This window comes from Pseudomonas lini, from assembly GCF_964063345.1.
Lineage (GTDB): Bacteria > Pseudomonadota > Gammaproteobacteria > Pseudomonadales > Pseudomonadaceae > Aquipseudomonas > Aquipseudomonas lini_B.
The window spans coordinates 3166829-3189008 of sequence record NZ_OZ061318.1; the positions used below are offsets into that span (position 1 = coordinate 3166829).

Consider the following 22180-nt stretch of genomic DNA (forward strand, 5'->3'; position numbering starts at 1 on the left):
GTCAGACCTCCTTGAGCTGGTTAGCGGCCGTCAGCGCCGCGCGGCCGCGAGGGCCATGGAAGTATTCGTGAATCCACGCATCATCGGTTTCCGACACCTTGTCGATGGCGTCCGCGACCAGCACTTTCTTCTGCGCCAGCACTGCCACCCGGTCGGTGATGGTGTAGAGCGTGTCGAGGTCGTGGGTCACCAGAAACACACTCAGCCCCAAGGCATCGCGCAGGGTCAGGATCAGTTGATCGAAGCTCGCGGCGCCAATCGGGTCTAGACCGGCGGTGGGTTCGTCGAGAAACAGGATGTCCGGGTCCAGGGCCAAGGCACGGGCCAGGGCCGCGCGTTTGATCATGCCGCCGGACAATGAAGCAGGGTATTTGTCGGCCGCCGATAACGGCAACCCGGCCAACGCCATTTTCACTGCCGCCAGATGCTCGGCGTCGGCACGGCTCAGGCCGGCGTGTTCAATCAGAGGCAGGGCGACGTTCTCGGTCACGGTGAGCGAAGAGAACAAGGCACCTTTCTGAAACAACACTCCGAACCGCCGTTCGACCAGCGAGCGCTCGTGTTCCGACAGGCTTGGCAAGTTCTTGCCGAAGACCTTCACCAGCCCTTCGCTGGGCTGACGCAGGCCGACAATGCTGCGCAGCAGCACCGATTTACCGCTGCCGGAACCGCCGACAACGGCAAGGATTTCGCCCTTGTACAAATCCAGGTCGAGGTTTTCGTGCACGCTCTGGCGGCCGAAGCGATTGCACAGCCCACGGACTTCAATCACCGCCTCTGAAGGCGCTCGGGGTAAACGACTCACCAGTCCATCTCCATGAAAAACAACGCAGCCACGGCGTCGAGCACGATCACCACGAAAATCGACTGCACCACACTGGACGTGGTGTGCGCGCCGACGGACTCGGCGCTGCCGCTGACCTTGAAGCCCTCGAGGCAGCCGATAGCGGCAATCAGGAACGCAAAAATCGGCGCTTTGACGATCCCCACCAGAAAGTGCTGAACGCCGATGTCCGATTGCAGCAGTGACAGAAACATCGCCGGCGAGATATCCAGCGACAGCGCGCAGACTACGCCACCGCCGACAATCCCTGACAACATCGCCAGAAAGGTCAACATCGGCAACGCCACCAGCAACGCCAGGACGCGGGGTACTACCAGCAATTCCATCGGGTCGAGGCCGAGGGTGCGGATCGCGTCGATTTCTTCATTGGCCTTCATCGAACCGATCTGCGCGGTGAACGCGCTGGCGGTGCGGCCGGCCATCAGGATCGCCGTGAGCAACACGCCGAACTCCCGCAGAAAAGAGAACGCCACCAGGTCCACGGTGAAAATACTCGCGCCAAAACTCGCCAGCACCGTCGCCCCGAGAAACGCCACCACCGCGCCTACCAGAAAGGTCAGCAAGGCGACGATGGGCGCGGCGTCGAGACCGGTTTGTTCGATGTGAGCGACCATCGGCGTGAGGCGCCAGCGCTTGGGCCGAAACAGCCCGCGAGCGATGGTTTCCAGGATAAGGCCGACGAAACCCAATAGTTGCAACGTGTCCTGCCAGACCGCATCGACTGCGCGGCCGATGCGGGTCAGCAGTTGAATGCCGACACTGATTTCCGGCTCTTTGATCGGCACGCAGAAATCGGTGAGTGAGCAGTACACCGTCTGCAATAAGGCGCGATCAGCGGAGGAAAGGGTGCAATCGGGGTGTTCGGCAGATTTGCCCAGACGCTCGGCCCCCAGCAGCTCCACCAGCAATGACGCACCCGCCGTATCGAGCGCGCCGAGGCCATTGAGATCGATGTGGGTGTCGTTGTCGTATTGGCCACGGAGCTTTTCGCTCAGGCGGCTGAGATCGGCGTAATGGGCGAGCGTCCAGTCACCCGTGACCCGCAACAGGGCAGGGCTGTGCGAGGTGTCCAGTCGGGCACTGCCGGGCATTGTGCTGCTAGTCATAAGCTCCGTGCTTGTTCGGCTATTGCGCAGACCTGACTAATAGCACGAACCGCGTTACTTTTCTTTGACGGGTGTGCTGTCCATCACCTTGAAGCGCAGCACGCCAATCAACTGACCGTCCTCAGTCAGCACCCGGACCTGCCATTTGCCTGCGGGGTTGCCGGGGAAGTTCTGCTTGTGGGTCCAGGCGCGGTAGCCTTCCTTGCGCCCCCCGTTGATATCCAGCGGGATACGGTCGACTTCTTTACCGTTGAACATCCAGACGTGATAAATCCGCTCGGCCAGACCCCGAGGGGCGTTAATCGCGGTGTACGCGTACAGCCCACCTCCGCGAATCTGTTCGGCGCTGACTTCTTCCAGGCTCTTGCCGGGGGTGCGGTCCTGCATTTGGGTGCTGATCGCCACATCGGTCATCCACAAGGTCGCCGGTGGCACCCAGGAACGCAGCACCCAACCGGCGGCGCCAATGCCGACGGTGATGCTGAGGATCGCCAACGCATTGCGCACGGTGCGAATCGGGAAGATCGAGGCCAGGCTCGGGAATGACAGCAACATGGCAATGCCCAGCGCCAGCTTGAAGCTCTGGGCGGTGGTCAGGTGCAAAATGACGGGCAGGGCGGTCAACAGGGCCGCGAACAGGGTCAGGGTGTGCAGCGCCAGGAACGCCCAGCGGCGCGGTGCCAGCCATTTGTAATAAAGCGGATCGATGATCGAAATCAGCGCCGCCATGCTCAGTAATCCCGTGAAGAACAACTGGCCGCTGTTCCAGGTGGTGGTGATCAAAAAGAACGGCAGGACGAAGAACAGGCTTTCCTGATGGATCATCTGCGTTGCGTAACGCAGCAGTGGCTGGGGTATTTCGCGCTTGAAGACCCTGGCGAACAGCTTGGTGAGGCTGTTTTCCAGCATCAGCCAGACCCAGCTGACCAGCATGATGGTGGTGATCCACGTCGCCAGACCTTGTTGGCGATCCACCAGCATGAAGCTGCCGACCCCGGAGATGAAACCACCAAGCGCAATGACCCCAGGATAGCGCTTCATCAATTCGAGGATGCGCTGTATGTACAGGGTCAGATTCGGCATTCGGCGATTCACAATAGTCGTGGGAAAAATCCTCGACAGGGTACCGCCCGAGGGGCCCTGTGGCGAGGCTTGCGGTCACTTTGATAGAACCCAAAACCCTGTGGCGAGGGAGCTTGCTCCCGCTCGGCTGCGCAGCAGTCGCAATATCGGTGAATGCGGTGTGTCTGATAAACCGGGGTGCCGTTTTTCAGGGCCGCTTCGCAGCCCAACGGGAGCAAGCTCCCTCGCCACAGGGAAATCATTGCTTTGTGCGGTGAACGCGCCAACCCAATATTCCAAGCACCATCAACCCAAATCCCCCGACAATCGCCCACATCACCTGGTCATAACTCACCAGCGGCTTCTCGATCCGCAGATACCCCGGTTGCAGCAGCAACTCGCGCATTGCCTTGTTCGCCTCGGCCAGTGTCACGTCTTGCAGCGCCTTGGCCGGGTTGACGAAATGGCCGTCCTCGTAGTCGCCAAGGGCTCTCCAGTAATAGTCCGCCAGGGCGCTGTTGCCTTGCACGGCCCAGGCCTGGCGAGCGATGGCGGCTTGCTTGAGACGGGCGAAGGTGGCGGCGTCGAGGCCGTTCTTGAGCAGATCGGCTTGAAGCTCATCCAGCACCTGTTCCGCTGCCAGCACGTCGTCGCGATCAAGGTCGGCGTTCAGGCTCATGAAGCCCACCCCGCCAAATACCTCGCGCTCGGCCGAGGGCCCGTAGGACAACCCATGGGCCAGGCGCAATTGGCGATAGAGCGCCCAGTCCAGATAGTCCTTGAGCAGGTCGAAGGTTTCGTCGTGCTGGTCTTCCAGCACCGGTTCTGGCACTAGCCAATGCAATTTGGCGCCGCCGCCGACGAAACCGTTACTCAAATTGCGCTCGTGGGCCGCGCTGGCCTGAATGTCTGGCAGAGGCCGGTGCTCAGTCGGCTCAACCGCCTCGAGTGCGCCATAGGCCCGTTCCAGATAGGCCGGCAGCAGGCGGTCGAGGTCTCCAACCACGATCAGGGTCATGTTGTTGGGCGCGTACCAGGTCTTGCGCACCTTCTCCAATTGCTCGCGGGTCAGGTGATCGACTTGCGCGCGCTCGGGGCATTTGAGGCCCAGTTCCACCGCCAACTGATTACTGGCGGTGTGGCCCAGATCCTGGCGATCCAGCCAGCGTTGCAGGTGCGAGTAATGGCCACCGTCTTCGCGCTCGACCACTTGCTTGGCGACGTTGATCGCATTGTCGTCGATCCGGGTCTGGGTCAGCAGCGCCAACAACAGGTCGAGGACCTTGCGCTGGTTTTTCGCCGGGGCTTCGATGACGAAGGTCGTGTCGGCATTGCTGGTGTAGGCATTCCACTCACCGCCCAGGGCCTGCATGCGTTCTTCCAGACCGCCTTCGCCGGTGGCGTCGATGCCGCTGAACAGCAAATGTTCGAGCAAATGCGGCAGCTCTTTGTCGGCACAGCTGAAATCATCCAGGCCTACGCCAACCACCAACCGGATCGCCACATGCCCGCGCTCGGTGCCCGGCTTAAGGACCAATTGCAGGCCGTTGGGCAACGTGTAGCCCTCGACCTGAAAGCGATCCAGGGCAAATGAAGGCAGTGAGCCGAGCAACAGACAAGCGAACAACAGACAACGCATAACGAGTTTCCGTACGACCAGCGTAAGTTCAACAGACTTCAAGCAACTGTGGACGTTCAGGGTGAATGAGTGATGTCAGTCAAATCGTCGACCGCCAGAGCGCCGGTGTCCGAAGTGCCCAACACCGCATAAGCGCTGCTGCAGAACAGGGAATTCAAGCGTCTCATGTCGGCAATAAGTTCCAGGTGCAGCGAACTGGTCTCGATACTTTGCACGATCTTACGGTTTAAACGGCTGACATGAGCGTGGGCCAGGCGGCGCTCCTGTGCGCGAAAGCGACGTTTCTCACGCAGTAACTGGCGAGCACTTTCCGGGTCGGCACTAAGGAACACTGACAACCCCAAACGCAGGTTGGCAATCAGCTGACTGTGCAGCCCCGCCAACTCCTCCAGACCGACCTCGGAAAAAGACCGGCGTTGCGAGGTTTTCTGCTGCTGAACCTTGCGCAGCATGCGTTCGATCAGGTCACTGGCCAGTTTCAGGTTGATCGCCAGCTCGATGGTTTCCGCCCAGCGCCGACTGTCCTGTTCGCTGAGGTCTTCGCGGGGCATTTGCGCCAGATAGAGTTTGATGGCGCTGTACAGCGCTTCGACATCATCGGTCAGGCGACGCATTTCCTGAGTGACGGCGGTCTGTTTGCCGCGCAGCACGTCGAGCATGGCTTCGAGCATGCTGTCGACCAGATCGCCGATGCGCAGGGTTTCCCGAGCAGCGTTGGCCAGCGCCAGACTCGGGGTAACCAGTGCAGTCGGGTCAAGATGCCGCGGTTTGGCCGTGCCGTTGATGTCCGGCCGCTCTGGCAACAACCACGCGCAGAGCCTGGCCATCGCCCCGACGCTGGGCAACAGGATCAGGCAACGCGCGGTGTTGTAGAGCAGGTGGAAGCCGATGACCATTTCCTGAGGGCTGAAGTCGAGGCTGTCGATCCAGTGCACCAATGGGTCGAGCACCGGAATGATCAGCAGCAGGCCAATCAGTTTGTACAACAGGCTGCCGAGCGCCACCTGACGGCCGGCCGCGTTCTGCATGCTGGTACTGAGGAAAGCAAGAATACCGCTGCCGATATTGGCACCGATCACCAGGCCGATGGCCACTGGCAAACTGATCACGCTGGCACCGGCGAGGGTCGCGGTCAGCAGGACGGCAGCCAGGCTGGAATAGGAAACCATCGCGAACAGCGCGCCGACCAGAGCATCGAGCAGAATGTCGCCGGTCAGCGAGGCGAAGATGACCTTCACCCCTTGCGCCTGAGTAATCGGCGCGGCGGCCTCGACAATCAGTTGCAGCGCCAGAATGATCAGTCCCAGACCGATGCTGACCCGTCCCATCTGTCCGACCCGGGTCTGCTTGCGCGACAGAAAGAAAATCACCCCAAGGAAAATCAGCAACGGCGACAGCCACGACAAGTCGAGGGTCAGTACTCGCGCCATCAGTGCGGTACCGACATCGGCACCGAGCATGGTCGCCAGAGCCGGAGTCAGCGCCATCAGGCCCTGACCGACAAATGAGGTGACAAGCATGGCGGTGGCATTGCTGCTCTGGACCATGGCGGTCACCATTATCCCGGCGGCAAACGCCAACCAGCGCCTGGACATGTTATGGGCGATCACGTGGCGCAAGTTGGAACCATAAACCCGCAGGATGCCGGTTCGGACGATGTGCGTGCCCCAGATCAACAGGGCCACGGCTGATAACAAATTGAGCAGGGTGAGCATGCAGGCCCCCTGTGGTGGTAGCGCCCCAGTGGGGCAAGTTCGTAGTGCCGCGTTTTTCTTCTACTTCTGTACTTAAGCTGTAGTTGGCTAACGGTCTGGACGCCAGCATCGCATAGCTAAAGAGATGATTGAAACAAAACTGTCATAAAAACAGCTTGCTGCAGAAACGAACAAAGGGCCGTTAGGCCCTTTGTTCTTGTGGCGAGGGAGCTTGCTCCCGTTCGGTTGCGAAGCAGCCGCAATACAGGCTTCCGCGGTTTTACTGCGTAATCGCGGTGACTGGTTTCAGGGCCGCTTCGCGGCCCAGCGGGAGCAAGCTCCCTCGCCACAGAGGTCCCATTGAGACCGATTACTGACCCGGAACATCCTTGCGCAGTTTCACTGGGTCTTGCTGCTTCTTCTTTTTCATCATTGCGGTGCGCATCTTGATGTTGATCGCTTCCACCGCCAACGAGAACGCCATCGCGAAGTAGACGTAGCCTTTTGGCAAGTGCACGTCTAGCGATTCGGCAATCAGCACGGTACCCACCAGCAACAGGAACGACAGCGCCAGCATCTTCAGCGACGGGTGCTTGTCGATGAACTCGCTGATGGTGCCAGAAGCCCACATCATCACTAGTACCGCAACGACAATCGCCGCGACCATGACCGGTACGTGGGACACCATGCCCACCGCGGTGATCACCGAGTCCAGCGAGAACACGATGTCGATGATCGCGATCTGGATGATGGTGTACAGGAAATTGCCGCCCTTGCCCGAAGGCTCGTCGCCGCCTTCATCTTGACCTTCCAGCGCGTGGTACATCTCTTGCGAGCTCTTCCACAGCAGGAACAGACCACCGAAGAACAGGATCAGGTCACGCCCGGAAATACCCTGGCCGAACACTTCGAACAGGTCTGCGGTGAGGCGCATGACCCAGGTGATCGACAGCAGCAACAGGATCCGCGTGATCATGGCCAGCGCCAGGCCGAAGATCCGGGTGCGCGCCTGCATGTGCTTGGGCATGCGGCTGACCAGGATCGAAATCATGATGATGTTGTCGATGCCCAGGACGATCTCCAGGGCAGTCAGGGTGAAGAAGGCAACCCAGATTTCAGGGTTGGTCAGCCATTCCATGTGTATTCCTTTGAGGATGTGTTAAACCACGAAGGGCCCGGGCTTCAACAACAAAGCCTGGACCCGTCATGGTGAGTCTTGAGCTTATAGAGTGCTGAACAGCGGAAAAATCCCCATCAGCAATGCAGCGACCAGTATGCACAGGCAAACCAGCACTGCCCACTTCAAGGTGAACCGCTGATGGTCACCGAATTCGATACCGGCCAGGGCCACCAACAAGTAAGTCGATGGTACCAGCGGGCTCAGCAAGTGGACGGGCTGACCGACGATCGAGGCACGTGCCATTTCTACCGCGGTTATACCGTAATGACTGGCGGCTTCGGCAAGTACCGGTAACACGCCGTAATAAAAAGCATCGTTCGACATGAAGAACGTGAACGGCATGCTCACCAGCGCGGTGATCACGGCCAGGTACGGGCCGAGGAAATCCGGGATGACCGCCAGCAAGCTTTTCGACATCGCATCGACCATGCCGGTGCCCGACAGGATACCGGTGAAGATGCCCGCGGCAAAGATCAACCCGACCACTGCCAACACGCTACCGGCGTGGGCCGCAACGCGATCCTTCTGCTGTTGCAGGCACGGGTAGTTGACGATCATCGCGATACTGAACGCCACCATGAACAGCACCGGCAGCGGCAACAGGCCGGCGATCAGGGTACCCATGAGCGTCAAAGTCAGCGCGCCGTTGAACCAGATCAGCTTTGGACGACGGGCGTCCGGGAACTGCGAAACGCTGATTTCGCTGTGATCGACTTCATCACCGACCAGATGCAGTTCACCCAGACGCGCACGCTCGCGTTTACCGTAGAAGTAGGCAATTGCCAGAATCGCCACCACACCGGCCAGCATCGCCGGAATCATCGGTACGAAAATCGCGGACGGGTCCACGTGCAGCGCACTGGCCGCACGGGCGGTCGGGCCACCCCAGGGGGTCATGTTCATCACGCCACCAGCGAGGATGATCAGACCGGCCATGATCCGCGGGCTCATGCCGATGCGGCTGTAGAGCGGCAGCATGGCGGCCACGCAAATCATATAAGTGGTGGCGCCATCACCGTCCATGGACACGATCAGCGCCAGAACGGCGGTACCGACCGAAACTTTCAACGGGTCGCCCTTGACCAGTTTGAGGATCTTGCGCACAGCCGGGTCGAACAAACCTGAGTCGATCATCAGGGCGAAATAGAGAATGGCGAACATCAGCATCACGCCGGTCGGCGCGAGTTTAGTGATGCCTTCGAGCATCATCGGGCCGATCTTCGGCGAGAAACCGCCGAACAGGGCGAAAATGATCGGGATGATGATCAGAGCGATCAGCGCGGACAGGCGCTTGGTCATGATCAGGAACATGAACGTGATGACCATGGCGAAGCCAAGGAAAGTCAGCATAGGAATACTCCAGGCGTAGCGCGGCTAGTAAATGGGCGAACCGGATGAGGTCAGCGCAGAACGGGAAGCACGAGACGTACGGGCGGAGTTGCAGCGAAGAGGCGGATAGGAGAGGACATCAGGATCACCATTGTTGTTGTTAAATGGACCGGACGAGCGATAAAACACGCGCATTGGCCAGCCGGTCTATTTGCCGGCAGTGGGGCGATCCTAATCGGGGAAGCTTTCAGCCAGCTTTCGCGAGTGAAAGCATTGACCGAATGTACAACCGGTCGTCGGCCGGATTGAGCGTCCGTAAACACGGGTCAGGAGCAAAAGACATGGGCGAACTTCACACCGGCGGTTGCCACTGCGGACAAATGCGCTATCAATTCAACGGGTCATTGCACGACATCGCTCACTGCCATTGCTCGATTTGCCGACGGGTCAGCGGTGGAATCGTGACCACCTGGATCACCGTGCCTGCCTCAGCATTTGAATGGATGGCGGGCACACCGTCCCGGTACGAGTCTTCGTCCACTTGCGTGCGATATTTCTGCCCAAACTGTGGGGCGCAACTGGCGCTGGTAACGCAGCTCAGCCCCGAAAGCATCGATGTGACCATCGCCACCCTCGACCATCCCGAGCAGGCGCCGGCCGAGCGCCATATCTGGACCGACAGTCGTTTGCCGTGGTTGCATCTGGACGAGCACTTGCCCGATGAGGCCCAAGAACAACTCTGATCAGAAAACAGACAGGTTCAGCGGCCGGATCGCGCCCATCCAGATCGCGTGCTCGGTGTGGTCGAGCAGATCGTCGCCCGTGTCCGGGTGCAGGAATATCACCAATCCCTTGCGGTTGAGTGCCAGCCACGGCAACACCGCGCCGAGGTGTTGCGGCTCGAAAGCCAATTGGCAGCTCCAGTCCGGATGCGGGCCGACCGGGCGTTCGTGCATGCGCCCCATCTTCAGTGGAAACAATTGCGCTGCCTGCTCACACAAGGCCCGTGCCTGTGCCAGGGTGCTGGCATCGAAATAGACATGGGCGTGGTAACCCTTGATCGTTTGCATCTGACTCCCTCTGAACCTTGTCGAACCCTCGCCGCTTTCCACGGGTCACACACCATATACGCAGGAAAGTAGGGAGCACGGCCATGAAAAATGCCGAAACCCCGGTGGTGAAGGTAGTGCTTTATGGTGCCATGAGTAGCCTGGGCAGTGCGCTGATGGCTGAAATGCTGCGGCGCCAGCATGAAGTGATCGCGATTCTCGATGACCTGAACGCGCTCGCGCCGCGCCCGGGTTTACGCACCAAGGCGGGTGACCTGTTCGATGCCAAGCGGGTCAAGCAAAGCGTGGCCGGCTGCTCGGCAGTGATTTGCTTGCTCGATGCGCCAGGGTTGCCGATGAACAGTGAACACATCGAAAAATCCATCGTGCCCGGCCCGGTCGAGGAGGTGCTGGCGGTGGATGCACTGATCGACGGCATGCAGGCGGCGGGCATTGCCCGGCTGTTTGTGGTGGGCGATTTCGAGGTGCTGGACGACCCGGAAATCGAAGACCCGTTGCAACGCCACGCCGCCGAAGAAATCCGCGAGGCTCTGCAAAGCAGCTCGTTGCACTGGACCTTGGTGAATGCACCACGCCGCGTGCCCGGGCTGACCATCGAGCATTTCAGTCATGTCAGCAGTAGCCTGGAACCTGGCCTGGCCGCAGCGCTGGAGCGGCTGAACAGAGTCGCCGTAGGGATTGCCGATGAGCTGCACCTGAACCTGCATGTTGGTGAGCATGTGAGTTTTATTGCGACGTCGGAATAGCAAAAATCGTCCGAACCCGTTTACACCGCAATCGAAGGTAAAGGGAGACCGCTAAGCGATTGCGCACTGCTGGCCTGTTCCGCCATCAACCAATCCACAAACAGCTGAATCAACGCCCCACGCCGTTTGCGCTGGGGCAGAACCACGTAATAGCCCAGCCGGGAAATCACCGTGTCGGCAATCGGGCGACACAACAGACCTTGCGCCAACAAGTTATCCACAAGGTGCCGCCAACCGATTGCAACGCCTTGGCCGCCAATCGCCGCCTGAATCAGCAAGGTGTAATTGTCGAAGCGCAGTTGCCCCGGCGCTGGGGCCGAGGTAATTCCCAGTTCGCGAAACACGCCGCTCCAGTCGAACCAGTTGCTGCTGTTTTCGCCTCGCAGGTGCAGCAGCGGAAACTCCAGCAATGCCTGAGCCGGCAAGGGCAGGGGACGGTCCTTCAATAGCAGCGGGCTGCACACCGGAAACACCTCTTCGCTGAACAGCCAATGGCTCTCGCCCTGCTTGAACCGGCCATCGCCGAACAGCACTGCCACATCGATATCGGTGCGCAACATGTTGTGGCTGCGTTCACTGGTGACCAGGCTGACGTCCACTTGAGGGTTGGCGGTATGGAAGCGGTGCAGACGCGGCATCAGCCAGTACGCAGCAAAGGCGAAGTCGGTGGCCACCTGCAACACTTCGTGCTGTTGCTGTGCGCTGATTGCGCTCAATCCTGCATCGATATTCTGCAAACCGAGCTGAACTTGCTCAAACAGAATAGCCCCGGCTTCAGTCAACTCAATACCGCGATAGATACGGTCGAACAATCGGGTAGCGAGCTGTTCTTCCAATCGTTTGATCTGCTGACTGATGGCCGGTTGCGTGGTGCCGAGCTCCACCGCGGCGGCGGTGAAACTGCGTTGCCGGGCCGCGGCTTCAAAGGCACGCAGCAGGTCCAGGGACAAATCACCGAGGGCGTCATACATAAGCTGTGCTTATCCTAGTCATTGCCTGGCATGGGCTTTACCACAAAGATTATGGACTCCATGCTCGATCACAGCACTCTCGCATAAATATCCACTATGGAATGCCGCGATCACATGAAGCGCAAAAATATTCTTTTCATCATGGCCGATCAAATGGCCGCGCCAATGTTGCCGTTCTACGGCCCTTCGCCGATCAAACTGCCGAATCTCAGCCGCCTCGCCGCCGAAGGCGTGGTGTTCGACGCCGCTTATTGCAATAGCCCTCTTTGCGCGCCGTCGCGTTTTACGCTGGTCAGCGGTCAGTTGCCGAGCAAGATCGGCGCCTACGACAACGCGGCCGATTTCCCCGCCGACGTTCCAACCTATGCCCATTACCTGCGGCGCCTCGGTTATCGCACCGCGCTGTCGGGCAAGATGCATTTCTGCGGCCCGGACCAGTTGCACGGCTATGAAGAACGCCTGACCAGCGACATCTACCCGGCCGATTACGGTTGGTCGGTGAACTGGGATGAGCCGGACGTACGCCCAACCTGGTATCACAACATGTCGTCGGTCCTGCAAGCCGGGCCCTGCGTGCGCACCAATCAGCTGGATTTCGACGAAGATGTAGTGTTCAAGGCCCAGCAATACCTGTTCGACCACATCCGCGAGGATAGCGATCAGCCGTTCTGCCTGACCGTGTCGATGACTCACCCACACGATCCGTACACGATTCCCAAAGCTTTCTGGGATATGTACGACAATGCCGACATCCCTTTGCCCGAGACACCTGCACAGGATCAACTTGATCCTCATTCCCAGCGTTTGCTCAAGGTCTATGACCTTTGGGACAAGCCGCTGCCTGTGGATAAAATTCGCGATGCGCGCCGTGCCTATTTCGGTGCGTGCAGCTATATCGACAGCAACGTCGGCAAACTTCTGCAAACACTCGAGGAAACCGGGCTTATCGATGACACCATCATCGTATTCTCCGGTGACCACGGCGACATGCTGGGCGAGCGCGGCCTCTGGTACAAAATGCACTGGTACGAAATGGCTGCCCGTGTACCGCTGTTGATCAGTGCACCAGGGCAATTCGGGGCTGGGCGGGTCAGCGCGGCGGTGTCCACTGCCGATCTGTTGCCGACCTTTGTCGAACTGGCCGGCGGCTCGCTGGAACCGGGTCTGCCGCTGGACGGCCGCTCGCTGGTTTCGCACCTGCAAGGGCAGGGCGGTCACGATGAGGTGTTCGGCGAGTACATGGCTGAAGGCACCATCAGCCCGTTGATGATGATTCGTCGTGGCGCCTACAAATTCATCTACAGCGAAGACGACCCTTGCCTACTCTTCGATGTACATAACGACCCGAAGGAACAAGAAGAACTCAGCCAGTCGCCGCAACATCGACAGCTTTTCGAGGCGTTTCTCGCCGAAGCACGGGCCAAATGGGATATCCCGGCGATCCACCAGCAGGTGCTCGCCAGTCAGCGACGCCGGCGTTTCGTCGCCGACGCCCTGACCATCGGCAAGCTGAAGAGCTGGGATCACCAGCCTCTGGTGGATGCCAGTCAGCAGTACATGCGCAACCACATCGACCTCGACGATCTGGAACGTAAAGCACGTTATCCACAACCCTGCCAAAACCAATAATGTGAAGGGGAAGTCCATGCAAAGGTTATCCACAGTACTGACGGTCGGGCTTCTGGCTCTGGGCAGCGCCTCGGCTTATGCCGAGCAAAGCTGCGAGACGGTGAAAATGGCCGACCCTGGCTGGAGCGACATCGCTGCAACCAACGCCATCACCGGGTTTCTGCTGGACGGCATGGGCTACAAGGCCAAGGTCGACACGCTGGCGGTGCCGATCACCTTTGGCGGTCTGAAGGATGGCCAGGTGGACGTGTTCCTGGGTAACTGGATGCCGGCGCAGCAGGGCTTCTACGACAAGTTCGTGGCCAATGGCGACGTGACTCAACTGGCGAAAAACCTCGATGGCACCGAGTTCACGCTGGCGGTCCCGGATTACGTTTGGGACGCGGGTGTGCATAACTTTAACGATCTGAACAAGTACGCCGAGCTACACCCAAAAGAAGTCGACAAGAAGATCTATGGCATCGGCTCCGGCGCCCCGGCGAACATTTCGCTGCAAGAGATCATCAAGAAGAACGACTTCGACCTGGGTCAGTGGAAGCTGGTCGAATCCAGCGAGCAAGCGATGCTGGCCGAAGTGTCTCGCGCGGTGAAGAAACAGAAGTTCGTGACTTTCCTTGGCTGGACGCCCCACCCGATGAACGTGCAGCTGAAAATGCATTACCTGAAGGGCGGCGAGAAGTATTTCGGCGACACCGGCAGCGTTTATACACTGACCCGTAAAGGTTATGCACAGGCCTGCCCGAACGTCGGCAAGCTGCTCACCAACCTGAGTTTTACCCAGGAAATGGAGAACAGCATCATGGCCGAGGTGGTAAACAAAAAGGTCAGCAATGCCGCAGCGGCCAAGGCCTGGATCAAGGCCAACCCGGCGGTGCTGGATAAGTGGCTGGACGGTGTGAAGACTGTGGATGGGAAGGACGCGTTGTCGGCGGTCAAAGCCAAGTTGTAACGGTTCTTTGTGGCGAGGGAGCTTGCTCCCGCTGGAGTGCGTAGCACTCCCATTTCGGCGACTGCAGTTTGTCAGTCTCACCGAGATGTCCGGACTTGCGACTGCTGCGCAGCCGAGCGGGAGCAAGCTCCCTCACCACATTGATCGTTTTACACTGTTACCCTTGCGTAAAATCCCGCCCGAGAGGACCCATGGCCTTCCCCAGCCGCCATTCACTCTTTCCCTTCCTGACCTGGTTGCCCCGGCAAACCCGCGCCAGCGTCGGCCGTGATCTGATTGTAGGCCTGAGCGGCGCGATTCTCGCGTTGCCACAATCCATTGCCTACGCCTTGATTGCCGGTCTCCCACCGGAATACGGGTTGTACGCCGCGATTATCCCGGTGCTGATCGCCTGTCTCTGGGGTTCGTCGTGGCATTTGATCTGCGGTCCTACGGCGGCCATTTCCATCGTCCTGTACGCCAGCGTCAGTCCTCTGGCCGTCCCCGCGTCGCAGGACTACGTCACGCTGATCCTGCTTCTGACACTCCTTGCGGGCATTTTCCAGTGGCTGCTGGGTTTGCTGCGTTTCGGCGCCTTGGTGAATTTCGTCTCTCACTCGGTGGTGCTGGGCTTCACCCTTGGCGCAGCGGTGGTGATTGCCATTGGGCAACTGCCGAACTTGCTGGGGCTGGATGTGCCCAACCAGGCCACGGCGCTGAACAGCCTGGTGCTGCTGTTCAGTCATCTCAGTGAGGTGGACAAACCCTCGCTGGTACTAGGCCTGGCCACGGTGATGATAGGCATCGTGCTGAAACTGCTGGTGCCGCGCTGGCCGACGCTGTTAATCGCTCTGGCCTTGAGCGGGTTGCTGGTATGGCTGTGGCCAGCGATGTTCGGCCATGTGCAATTAGTCAGCGCCTTTGTCGGACGGCCGCCGCCCTTCAGCCCGTTGCCGCTGGATCTGGACCTAGTGTTGCGCCTGCTGCCTAGCGCGGTGGCGGTCGGGATGCTCGGGCTGGTGACGAGCCTGTCGATTGCCCGCTCCTTGTCCGCGCGCTCGCAGCAGTTACTCGACGCCAATCAAGAAGTCCGCGCCCAGGGTTTCTCGAACATGGTCGGTGCGTTTTTTTCCGGGTCGCTGTCAGCCGGTTCCTTCACCCGCTCGGCCCTAAGCTATGACGCCGGAGCCTGCTCACCGTTGGCGGGGGTTTTTTCAGCGGTGTGGGTGGCGTTGTTCGCTATCTTCGGCGCGGTATTGATCGCGCACATTCCGATCCCGGCCATGGCCGGCAGCATTTTGTTGATCGCCTGGGGATTGGTCGACCATCGCGGCATTCGCGCCTTGTTGCGGGTCAGCCGTGCCGAGTTTCTGGTCATGGCGCTGACCTGTGTCGCGACGCTGTTGCTGGAGTTGCAAACGGCGATCTACGCCGGCGTGCTGGCCTCGTTGTTCTTCTACCTCAAACGCACCTCGCAACCACGGGTGCAGCATTGGCGTGAGGGCGACGAAGATATTCTGCGAGTCGGCGGTTCAATCTTTTTCGGCGCCAGCCATTACCTGCAAGTGCGCTTGCAACGGATGCACGGCGCACGGGTGGTGATCGAAGCGCAACAGATCAACTTCATCGACTATTCGGGCGTGGAAATGCTGCACCAGGAAGCGCGACGGCTACTACGCCAGGATCGCAGCCTGACCCTGCGGCGGGCACGGCCGCAGGTGGTGGAGGAATTGAGAAAGCTCGAAGGCGCGGAGAAATGCCCGATTCGCTTCGAAGATTGAAACACTGACGTCGATGCAACGGCATACCTGTGGCGAGGGAGCTTGCTCCCGCTCGGGTGCGAAGCGCCCGCAGATTTTTAGGGCTGCTTCGCAACCCAGCGGGAGCAAGCCCCCTCGCCACAAAGAACTACAGCGCCAATTGCCGGCGGAGTTCGGCCAACACCGGCGCTGTATCCGGGCGCACGCCGCGCCACAAATAGAAAGCTTCCGCCGCCTGCTCGGCCAACATTCCCAGGCCATCCATCGCCACCGCCGCACCGTGCTCGCTGGCCCAGCGGCAGAACGAGGTCGGCTCCTTGCCGTACATCATGTCGTAGCAAACCGTCTTGCCCGGCTCGATCAAACTGCTGGCAATCGGTGGTACATCGCCTGACAGACTGGCGGACGTCGCGTTGATGATCAGGTCCACCGGCTCCTGCAACCAATCGAAGCCACTGGCCGACACCGGCCCCAGATCCGCGAACAATTCCGCCAGCAATTCGGCTTTTTCCACCGTGCGGTTGGCGATGATCACCGACGCCGGTTGCTCCGCCAGCAGCGGCTCCAGCGCACCGCGCACCGCACCGCCGGCCCCGAGCAGCAGGATGCGCTTACCCGCAAGGCTGAAACCCGCATTAACCGTCAGGTCCCGAACCAGCCCGGCGCCGTCGGTGTTGTCGCCCAGCAGACTGCCATCGGCCAGTTTGCTCAGGGTATTCACCGCACCGGCCCGCTGCGCCCGCTTGGTCAAGCTGCTCGCCAAACGATAGGCATCTTCCTTGAACGGCACCGTCACATTCGCCCCACGCCCTTCGCGGAAAAATGCCTGGGCACAGCCGGAAAAATCATCCAGGGGCGCCAGCAAAGTGCTGTAGTCCAGTTTTTGCCCCGTCTGCTCGGCGAACAAACGGTGGATCAGCGGCGACTTGCTGTGGCCAATCGGGTTACCGAATACGACGTAACGATCCATCTACATTCCTCAACCGTAGGAGCTGCCGAAGGCTGCGATCTTGACTGCAGCCCCGACGATGCAAAAACTCAAACCCATGAATCAGGCCTTGGCCAACCAATCGCGGTCTTGCAGGAAGTACTCGGTCAGGCGCGCTTCTTCACTGCCCGGCTCGGCTTTCCAGTCGTAGGCCCAGCGCACTTGCGGTGGCAGCGACATCAGGATCGATTCGGTACGCCCGCCCGATTGCAGGCCGAACAACGTGCCGCGGTCATAGACCAGGTTGAACTCGACATAACGACCACGGCGAAACTCCTGGAATTCACGCTGTTTGGCCGTAAACGCATCGTTTTTGCGGCGCTGCACGATCGGCAGGTACGCGTCGATAAACGCATCGCCGATGGCGCGCATGAAGGCGAAGCTGGTGTCGAAGTCCCACTCGTTCAAGTCATCGAAAAACAGGCCGCCGATGCCACGCGGCTCGTGGCGATGCTTGATGTGGAAGTAACTGTCGCACCAGGCTTTGTAGCGCGGGTAGACGTCCGGGCCGAACGGCGCGCAGGCCTGTTCGGCGACGCGGTGCCAGTGCACGCAGTCTTCTTCATTGCCGTAATAAGGGGTCAGGTCAAAGCCGCCACCGAACCACCAGACCGGCTCTTCACCTTCTTTTTCAGCGATGAAAAAGCGCACGTTGGCGTGGGACGTCGGCACATGCGGGTTGTGCGGGTGAATCACCAACGACACGCCCAAGGCTTCGAAGCCTCGGCCGGCCAGTTCTGGCCGATGAGCACTGGCGGAGGGTGGGAGTCCGCTGCCAAAGACGTGGGAAAAGTTGACGCCGCCCTTTTCAATGACCGCGCCGTTTTCGATCACCCGGGTGCGACCGCCACCACCGGCAGGCCGGGTCCAGGCGTCTTCGACGAAATGCGCGCCGCCGTCTTCAGCTTCCAGGGCAGCGCAAATGCGGTCTTGCAGGTCGAGCAGATAGGCTTTTACGGCCTCGGTGCGGGTAGTCATGGCATCACCTTGAATCGGGCAAAGCTACACGGCGCTCATACAGGCCGGCGGCAAATTGCTGCGTAGGATAACACTGCACCTTGTGCCGTCGCAGTTGACGAAGGTCAAGCTTTAAGAGTCCGATAGGGCGCTTGGCGCTACAACTCTAGAAGCCAAGACTTAAGGAGAGAACAGATGGCAAAGCGTATCCAGTTCCGCGCCCATGGCGGCCCCGAAGTGCTCGAATACGTGGACTACCAACCCGCCGAGCCCGGCCCGCTGCAGGTACGCGTGACCAACAAGGCCATCGGCCTCAACTTCATCGACACTTATTACCGCAGTGGCCTCTATGCGCCACCCGCCTTGCCGTCGGGCCTGGGCGCAGAGGGCGCGGGCGTGGTCGAGGCGGTCGGAAGCGAAGTCACCCGCTTCAAGATCGGCGATCGCGTGGCGTACGGCAGTGGCCCGTTGGGCGCTTATAGCGACGTTCATGTCTTGCCGGAAGCCAATCTGGTGCATTTGCCGGATGCCATCAGCTTCGAACAGGCCGCCGGCGTGATGCTCAAAGGCCTGACCGTGCAGTACTTGCTGCGTCAGACGTATGAACTCAAGGGCGGCGAAACCATTCTGTTCCACGCAGCAGCCGGCGGCGTCGGTTCCCTGGCCTGCCAATGGGCCAAGGCTTTGGATGTGAAACTGATCGGCACGGTCAGTTCAGCAGAGAAAGCCGCCCTGGCGAAAGCCAATGGTGCCTGGGCGACCATCGATTACAGCCATGAAAACGTCGCACAACGCGTGCTGGAATTGACTGACGGTAAAAAAGTGCCGGTGGTGTACGACGGCGTAGGCAAAGATACCTGGCTGACGTCACTCGACAGCGTCGCGCCTCGAGGGCTGGTGGTGAGTTTCGGTAATGCTTCGGGCGCAGTGGATGGAGTGAATCTGGGGATTCTCGCGGGGAAGGGTTCGCTGTACGTGACCCGACCGACCCTGGCGACCTACGCCAACAACGCTGAAAACCTGCAAAGCATGGCCGATGAGCTGTTCGAGATGATCATCAGCGGCAAGTTGAAGGTGGACATCAGTCAGCGGTATTCATTGGCTGAAGCGGCCAAAGCGCAGACCGAATTGTCGGCGCGGCGCACGACGGGCTCCACGGTGCTTCTGCCATAAGATATTTGGTGTTTGTCAGGGCCTCTTCGCGGGCAAGCCCGCTCCCACAGGATTTCGGTCGTTCACATTATTCGTATACGACTCGGACCTGTGGGAGCGGGCTTGCCCGCGATAAACGATGACGCGGTATTAATCCGGGCGCACAACGTGGCCGGTGGCCAGATCGCGAATCACGCTCGGATTCTTCCGTCCACCCAGATTGCCACCCAGCACCCAATCAACCTGCCCACGGAAATACTGCTCCACGCGAAGCCGCGTCCGCGCCGCCGGCCGTCCCTGAGGGTTGGCCGAGGTTGAAACCAACGGCCCGACCAACGCACACAAATCCCGCACCAATGGGTGATCGCTCACCCGCAATGCCACGGTTTCGTGCACACCGGTAATCCACTGGGGCAACATATTCTGATGCGGCACCAGCCAGGTGTTGGGGCCAGGCCAGGTGCTGGCCATGCGGTCCATCCACAATTCAGGGAAGTCTTCGAAGAGGAAGTCGAACTGACGAATATTATCGGCCACCAGAATCAGGCCTTTATCCACAGACCGTCCCTTGATCAGCAACAGACGATCCACCGCCTCTTCGTCCCACGGGTTGCAACCCAGGCCCCAGACAGCTTCGGTTGGATAGGCAATGACCGCCCCAGCGCGAATTTCTCGTGCGGCTTGTTGCACGCGCCAACTGTTAACCATGAAAGACTCTCCGGAATAAGGCTCTGCGCAGTTTACCGATCTTCCCTATAAAACCTAGCGTCCCCGCGCAAGCCAGCGGCCGCTTTCACAGACCGCACGGCCGTCCATTTCCAGCTCCGTCAGCGCTGCCAACACTTTCGACAACGCCCAGCCGCTGGTGATCGACAAGGCTTCACTGGTATGGGGCGCCGCGTGGAGCAACATGAGCAGCGGATGAGTCTCTGTCGTCTGCGGCGTTTCTGTGGATAACGGCAGCCGTTGCCAGCCGCGCAAGGCTTCGAGGATGTGCTCGATGGTTTCCACCAGCACCGCCCCATCGCGGATCAGCTGATGACACCCCTTTGCACCAGGGTGGTGGATCGATCCTGGAATCGCATACACCTCACGTCCCTGTTCCGCCGCCAGTCTCGCGGTGATCAATGAACCACTGGCAATACTCGCCTCGACCACGAGCACGCCGAGGGACAAACCGCTGATGATTCGATTGCGCCGGGGGAAGTTGCCGGGGGCAGGGCCGGCGTCCAGCGGGAACTCCGAAAGTACCGCGCTTCCCGAGGCGATCATGGCGTCCGCCAGTCGCTGATTTCGCTGTGGATAAAAATTTTCCAGCCCCGTGCCAAGTACGCCGACCGTTTGCCCGCCAACGTCCAGAGCCGCCTGATGCGCCGCAGCATCGATGCCCAGGGCCAGACCGCTGGTGATGACAAAACCGGCACCGGCCAGAGTGCGGGAAAACGCGGAGGCTGTGTCCATGCCCGGCCGCGAAGCACGACGGCTGCCGACCATCGCCAGCTGTGGTTTTTCCAGGATTCCCGGATCGCCCGCGACGAATAACAGCGGCGGCGCATCACTGATTTGCGCCAGCAACGCGGGGTAGTCAGGTTGGTCCCACATCAGTAAATGCTGGCCCGGGCGCTCTAACCAGGCCAATGCGTGACTGGCGCCGTCACGGACTTCAATAGAGCGCCGGCCCTGCGCACAAGCGAGTGGCAGACCCAATGCACGCCAGGCACTGGCCGGTGCGCTGATGGCTTTGGAGGCAGAGCCGAAGGCCTCAAGCAATTTCTTGAAACGCACAGGACCGAGTTCCGGCAAACGGTGCAGGCGTAAACGGGCTTCCAGTTCCGCAGGGGAAACGGACGTACAGGCAGGCAGCGACATGGATCATCCTTGATCGTTATAGAGTCCCGTCGAATCGGGAATAAGCTGTGGATAACTCTGTTGGTAACTTGTGGAGCGTGTTAAGGGTTTCGCACCTTGTCCATCACCGCCAGGGAGCGCGATGCGTTAAGGACAAGCCCGTAGCTGAGCTTGTCGTAAGTGCGGAAGACCATCAGCAAACCGGCCCGCTCGTCGGGAATTTTCAATGGCTGGCCGGTGATCCGGTCACGCACGGTTTCACCGGTCTTCATCACCACCAGCACATTGCCTTCGGCCAAGCCATCGCGCTGCCCCTTGTTCAGCGTGACGACATCCAGCGCACCGATCTGGGTCACCCCACGCGGTACATCGATAATCAAGCCGTCGATTTCGGTAGTTGGCGCACTGGGCATGAAGGTCGAATTGATCGAACGCTCTTCGCCGCCGAACAACCGGTCGCCGAGTCGCACCTCCTGAGTGGTGCGTTGCAGGGCCAGGGTGGCGACGTCGCCTTCAGTGGCAATGATCTCGCCGCCACCAATGTCGTCGGCGTTGATCCCCAGAAACTCCTTGCTCTGCGGATCGGTGTAGACCTTGCCCTGACGGAAGATGCCGTACACCGGTTGTGCCGGGTCGAAATGGCCACGCGCGAATATTCGATCACCCGTACCGCTGAGCACCCGTTCGGCATCGCCGGCGACGATGTAGGGCGCCTTGTCGAAATCCTCTGCCTTGTCGACGATGCGGTTGCTCAGCAGAAAGCTGTTGATCGATTTCAGCGGAATGCTCGGAATGGCATCGGCCACCGGCGAGCTGCGGATTCGTGGCGAAAGCTTGATGGTGCCCCGGGAAGCGCCGCGATTGAGGGTCAGGCGTGGCTGACCGTTGACGTAGGCCAGCGACAGCGTATCGCCCGGATAGATGAGATTAGGGTTTTCGATCTGTGGATTGGCCTGCCAAAGCTGCGGCCATTCCCACGGTTCACGCAGGTATTTGCCGGAAATGTCCCAGAGTGTGTCCCCTGCCACCACAGTGTATTGCTGTGGAAAACCTTCCCTGAGTTGCACTTGCCCGTGCGCAAAACCGGCCGAGGCCAGAAGGAGCAAGGCGAGTAGTGATTTCCTCATGCGGTGAATCCCTTTATTATGTACGTTCGCGTGAAACGCCAGAGCCCTCGTGGCTCGCTCCCGGCTCATTATTGAAAAGCCGGAAGCTACGTTCACAACGGTAGCCTGCATCCTCGGACTCGCCAGGCCATCGACCCGACTTTACCTCAC

Annotated in this window: 20 protein-coding genes; 6 read left to right on the plus strand and 14 right to left on the minus strand. The window is 59.9% G+C overall.

Features of this window, described 5'->3' with window-relative positions; genetic code table 11:
- Position 1 precedes the first annotated feature (1 nt).
- The 7 genes from AB3226_RS14480 to AB3226_RS14510 form a co-directional block, all read right to left on the minus strand.
- Positions 2-805 (minus strand): ABC transporter ATP-binding protein, encoded by an 804-nt coding sequence (locus tag AB3226_RS14480; RefSeq protein ID WP_367373521.1) that lies wholly within the window; start codon positions 803-805, stop codon positions 2-4.
- On the minus strand, positions 802-1950 hold the full coding sequence (locus AB3226_RS14485) for an MlaE family lipid ABC transporter permease subunit (protein WP_367373522.1): 1149 nt from the start codon (positions 1948-1950) through the stop codon (positions 802-804). Before AB3226_RS14485 ends, AB3226_RS14480 begins: the two co-directional genes overlap by 4 nt.
- 54 nt (positions 1951-2004) lie before the next feature.
- Positions 2005-3033, minus strand: coding sequence for a DUF5924 family protein (locus AB3226_RS14490; RefSeq protein WP_367373523.1), 1029 nt, complete (start codon positions 3031-3033; stop codon positions 2005-2007).
- A 238-nt stretch (positions 3034-3271) separates the two neighbouring features.
- Positions 3272-4651: a M16 family metallopeptidase gene (locus tag AB3226_RS14495; protein WP_367373524.1), complete on the minus strand. Its 1380-nt coding sequence runs from the start codon at positions 4649-4651 to the stop codon at positions 3272-3274.
- Between the two features lie 56 nt (positions 4652-4707).
- Entirely contained in the window at positions 4708-6366 is a 1659-nt protein-coding gene (locus tag AB3226_RS14500; protein WP_367373525.1) for a Na/Pi cotransporter family protein, read from the minus strand.
- Between the two features lie 349 nt (positions 6367-6715).
- Entirely contained in the window at positions 6716-7483 is a 768-nt protein-coding gene (locus tag AB3226_RS14505; protein WP_367373526.1) for a TerC family protein, read from the minus strand.
- An 84-nt stretch (positions 7484-7567) separates the two neighbouring features.
- Positions 7568-8875, minus strand: a complete 1308-nt coding sequence (locus AB3226_RS14510) for a CitMHS family transporter (RefSeq protein WP_367373527.1) — start codon at positions 8873-8875, stop codon at positions 7568-7570.
- 320 nt (positions 8876-9195) lie between these two features.
- On the opposite strand from AB3226_RS14510, the gene AB3226_RS14515 reads away from it, so the two are divergent.
- A complete protein-coding gene (locus AB3226_RS14515) occupies positions 9196-9597 on the plus strand; it encodes a GFA family protein (protein ID WP_367373528.1) in 402 nt (133 codons plus the stop codon).
- On the opposite strand, the gene AB3226_RS14520 is transcribed toward AB3226_RS14515, so the two are convergent.
- Positions 9598-9924 carry a DOPA 4,5-dioxygenase family protein gene (locus AB3226_RS14520; RefSeq protein WP_367373529.1) on the minus strand — a complete coding sequence of 109 codons (327 nt, stop codon included), beginning with the start codon at positions 9922-9924 and terminating at the stop codon, positions 9598-9600. It abuts the gene before it with no gap.
- Between the two features lie 83 nt (positions 9925-10007).
- Here AB3226_RS14520 and AB3226_RS14525 point away from each other — a divergent pair, with 83 nt between their 5' ends.
- Positions 10008-10670: an NAD(P)-dependent oxidoreductase gene (locus tag AB3226_RS14525; RefSeq protein ID WP_367373530.1), complete on the plus strand. Its 663-nt coding sequence runs from the start codon at positions 10008-10010 to the stop codon at positions 10668-10670.
- Positions 10671-10690: 20 nt separating this feature from the next.
- Here AB3226_RS14525 and AB3226_RS14530 read toward each other — a convergent pair whose 3' ends face one another.
- Positions 10691-11641, minus strand: coding sequence for a choline sulfate utilization transcriptional regulator (locus tag AB3226_RS14530; protein WP_367373531.1), 951 nt, complete (start codon positions 11639-11641; stop codon positions 10691-10693).
- A gap of 114 nt (positions 11642-11755) precedes the next feature.
- Here AB3226_RS14530 and betC point away from each other — a divergent pair, with 114 nt between their 5' ends.
- The 3 genes from betC (at position 11756) to AB3226_RS14545 (ending at position 15979) form a co-directional block, all read left to right on the plus strand.
- Complete coding sequence (gene betC / locus AB3226_RS14535) at positions 11756-13270, plus strand: choline-sulfatase (RefSeq protein ID WP_367373532.1); 1515 nt, start codon at positions 11756-11758, stop codon at positions 13268-13270.
- A gap of 16 nt (positions 13271-13286) precedes the next feature.
- A complete protein-coding gene (choX, locus tag AB3226_RS14540; RefSeq protein ID WP_367373533.1) occupies positions 13287-14219 on the plus strand; it encodes a choline ABC transporter substrate-binding protein in 933 nt (310 codons plus the stop codon).
- Between the two features lie 191 nt (positions 14220-14410).
- Positions 14411-15979 carry a SulP family inorganic anion transporter gene (locus AB3226_RS14545; RefSeq protein ID WP_367373534.1) on the plus strand — a complete coding sequence of 523 codons (1569 nt, stop codon included), beginning with the start codon at positions 14411-14413 and terminating at the stop codon, positions 15977-15979.
- A gap of 127 nt (positions 15980-16106) precedes the next feature.
- Here the strand turns inward: AB3226_RS14545 and aroE are convergent, their stop codons facing one another.
- Both aroE and hemF read right to left on the minus strand, forming a co-directional pair.
- Complete coding sequence (gene aroE / locus AB3226_RS14550) at positions 16107-16928, minus strand: shikimate dehydrogenase (protein ID WP_367373535.1); 822 nt, start codon at positions 16926-16928, stop codon at positions 16107-16109.
- An 81-nt stretch (positions 16929-17009) separates the two neighbouring features.
- The gene (gene hemF, locus AB3226_RS14555) at positions 17010-17924 is read right to left on the minus strand and encodes an oxygen-dependent coproporphyrinogen oxidase (protein WP_008076302.1); all 915 of its coding nucleotides are present in this window, start codon (positions 17922-17924) and stop codon (positions 17010-17012) included.
- A gap of 174 nt (positions 17925-18098) precedes the next feature.
- Here hemF and AB3226_RS14560 point away from each other — a divergent pair, with 174 nt between their 5' ends.
- Positions 18099-19076: an NADPH:quinone reductase gene (locus tag AB3226_RS14560; protein WP_367373536.1), complete on the plus strand. Its 978-nt coding sequence runs from the start codon at positions 18099-18101 to the stop codon at positions 19074-19076.
- A gap of 129 nt (positions 19077-19205) precedes the next feature.
- Here AB3226_RS14560 and AB3226_RS14565 read toward each other — a convergent pair whose 3' ends face one another.
- The 3 genes from AB3226_RS14565 to AB3226_RS14575 form a co-directional block, all read right to left on the minus strand.
- Positions 19206-19763: an L-threonylcarbamoyladenylate synthase gene (locus tag AB3226_RS14565; protein ID WP_367373537.1), complete on the minus strand. Its 558-nt coding sequence runs from the start codon at positions 19761-19763 to the stop codon at positions 19206-19208.
- A gap of 54 nt (positions 19764-19817) precedes the next feature.
- Entirely contained in the window at positions 19818-20924 is a 1107-nt protein-coding gene (gene dprA / locus AB3226_RS14570) for a DNA-processing protein DprA (protein WP_367373538.1), read from the minus strand.
- Between the two features lie 80 nt (positions 20925-21004).
- Positions 21005-22030, minus strand: coding sequence for a LysM peptidoglycan-binding domain-containing protein (locus AB3226_RS14575; protein WP_367373539.1), 1026 nt, complete (start codon positions 22028-22030; stop codon positions 21005-21007).
- Between the last annotated feature and the right edge of the window lie 150 nt (positions 22031-22180).

Bases quoted from the DNA above. Each gene is read 5' to 3' on its own strand.
- AB3226_RS14485 (WP_367373522.1), bottom strand. From the start codon at position 1,950: ATGACTAGCAGCACAATGCCCGGCAGTGCCCGACTGGACACCTCGCAC.
- AB3226_RS14490 (WP_367373523.1), bottom strand. From the start codon at position 3,033: ATGCCGAATCTGACCCTGTACATACAGCGCATCCTCGAATTGATGAAG.
- AB3226_RS14495 (WP_367373524.1), bottom strand. From the start codon at position 4,651: ATGCGTTGTCTGTTGTTCGCTTGTCTGTTGCTCGGCTCACTGCCTTCA.
- AB3226_RS14500 (WP_367373525.1), bottom strand. From the start codon at position 6,366: ATGCTCACCCTGCTCAATTTGTTATCAGCCGTGGCCCTGTTGATCTGG.
- AB3226_RS14505 (WP_367373526.1), bottom strand. From the start codon at position 7,483: ATGGAATGGCTGACCAACCCTGAAATCTGGGTTGCCTTCTTCACCCTG.
- AB3226_RS14510 (WP_367373527.1), bottom strand. From the start codon at position 8,875: ATGCTGACTTTCCTTGGCTTCGCCATGGTCATCACGTTCATGTTCCTG.
- AB3226_RS14515 (WP_367373528.1), top strand. From the start codon at position 9,196: ATGGGCGAACTTCACACCGGCGGTTGCCACTGCGGACAAATGCGCTAT.
- AB3226_RS14520 (WP_367373529.1), bottom strand. From the start codon at position 9,924: ATGCAAACGATCAAGGGTTACCACGCCCATGTCTATTTCGATGCCAGC.
- AB3226_RS14525 (WP_367373530.1), top strand. From the start codon at position 10,008: ATGAAAAATGCCGAAACCCCGGTGGTGAAGGTAGTGCTTTATGGTGCC.
- AB3226_RS14530 (WP_367373531.1), bottom strand. From the start codon at position 11,641: ATGTATGACGCCCTCGGTGATTTGTCCCTGGACCTGCTGCGTGCCTTT.
- betC (WP_367373532.1), top strand. From the start codon at position 11,756: ATGAAGCGCAAAAATATTCTTTTCATCATGGCCGATCAAATGGCCGCG.
- choX (WP_367373533.1), top strand. From the start codon at position 13,287: ATGCAAAGGTTATCCACAGTACTGACGGTCGGGCTTCTGGCTCTGGGC.
- AB3226_RS14545 (WP_367373534.1), top strand. From the start codon at position 14,411: ATGGCCTTCCCCAGCCGCCATTCACTCTTTCCCTTCCTGACCTGGTTG.
- aroE (WP_367373535.1), bottom strand. From the start codon at position 16,928: ATGGATCGTTACGTCGTATTCGGTAACCCGATTGGCCACAGCAAGTCG.
- hemF (WP_008076302.1), bottom strand. From the start codon at position 17,924: ATGACTACCCGCACCGAGGCCGTAAAAGCCTATCTGCTCGACCTGCAA.
- AB3226_RS14560 (WP_367373536.1), top strand. From the start codon at position 18,099: ATGGCAAAGCGTATCCAGTTCCGCGCCCATGGCGGCCCCGAAGTGCTC.
- AB3226_RS14565 (WP_367373537.1), bottom strand. From the start codon at position 19,763: ATGGTTAACAGTTGGCGCGTGCAACAAGCCGCACGAGAAATTCGCGCT.
- dprA (WP_367373538.1), bottom strand. From the start codon at position 20,924: ATGTCGCTGCCTGCCTGTACGTCCGTTTCCCCTGCGGAACTGGAAGCC.
- AB3226_RS14575 (WP_367373539.1), bottom strand. From the start codon at position 22,030: ATGAGGAAATCACTACTCGCCTTGCTCCTTCTGGCCTCGGCCGGTTTT.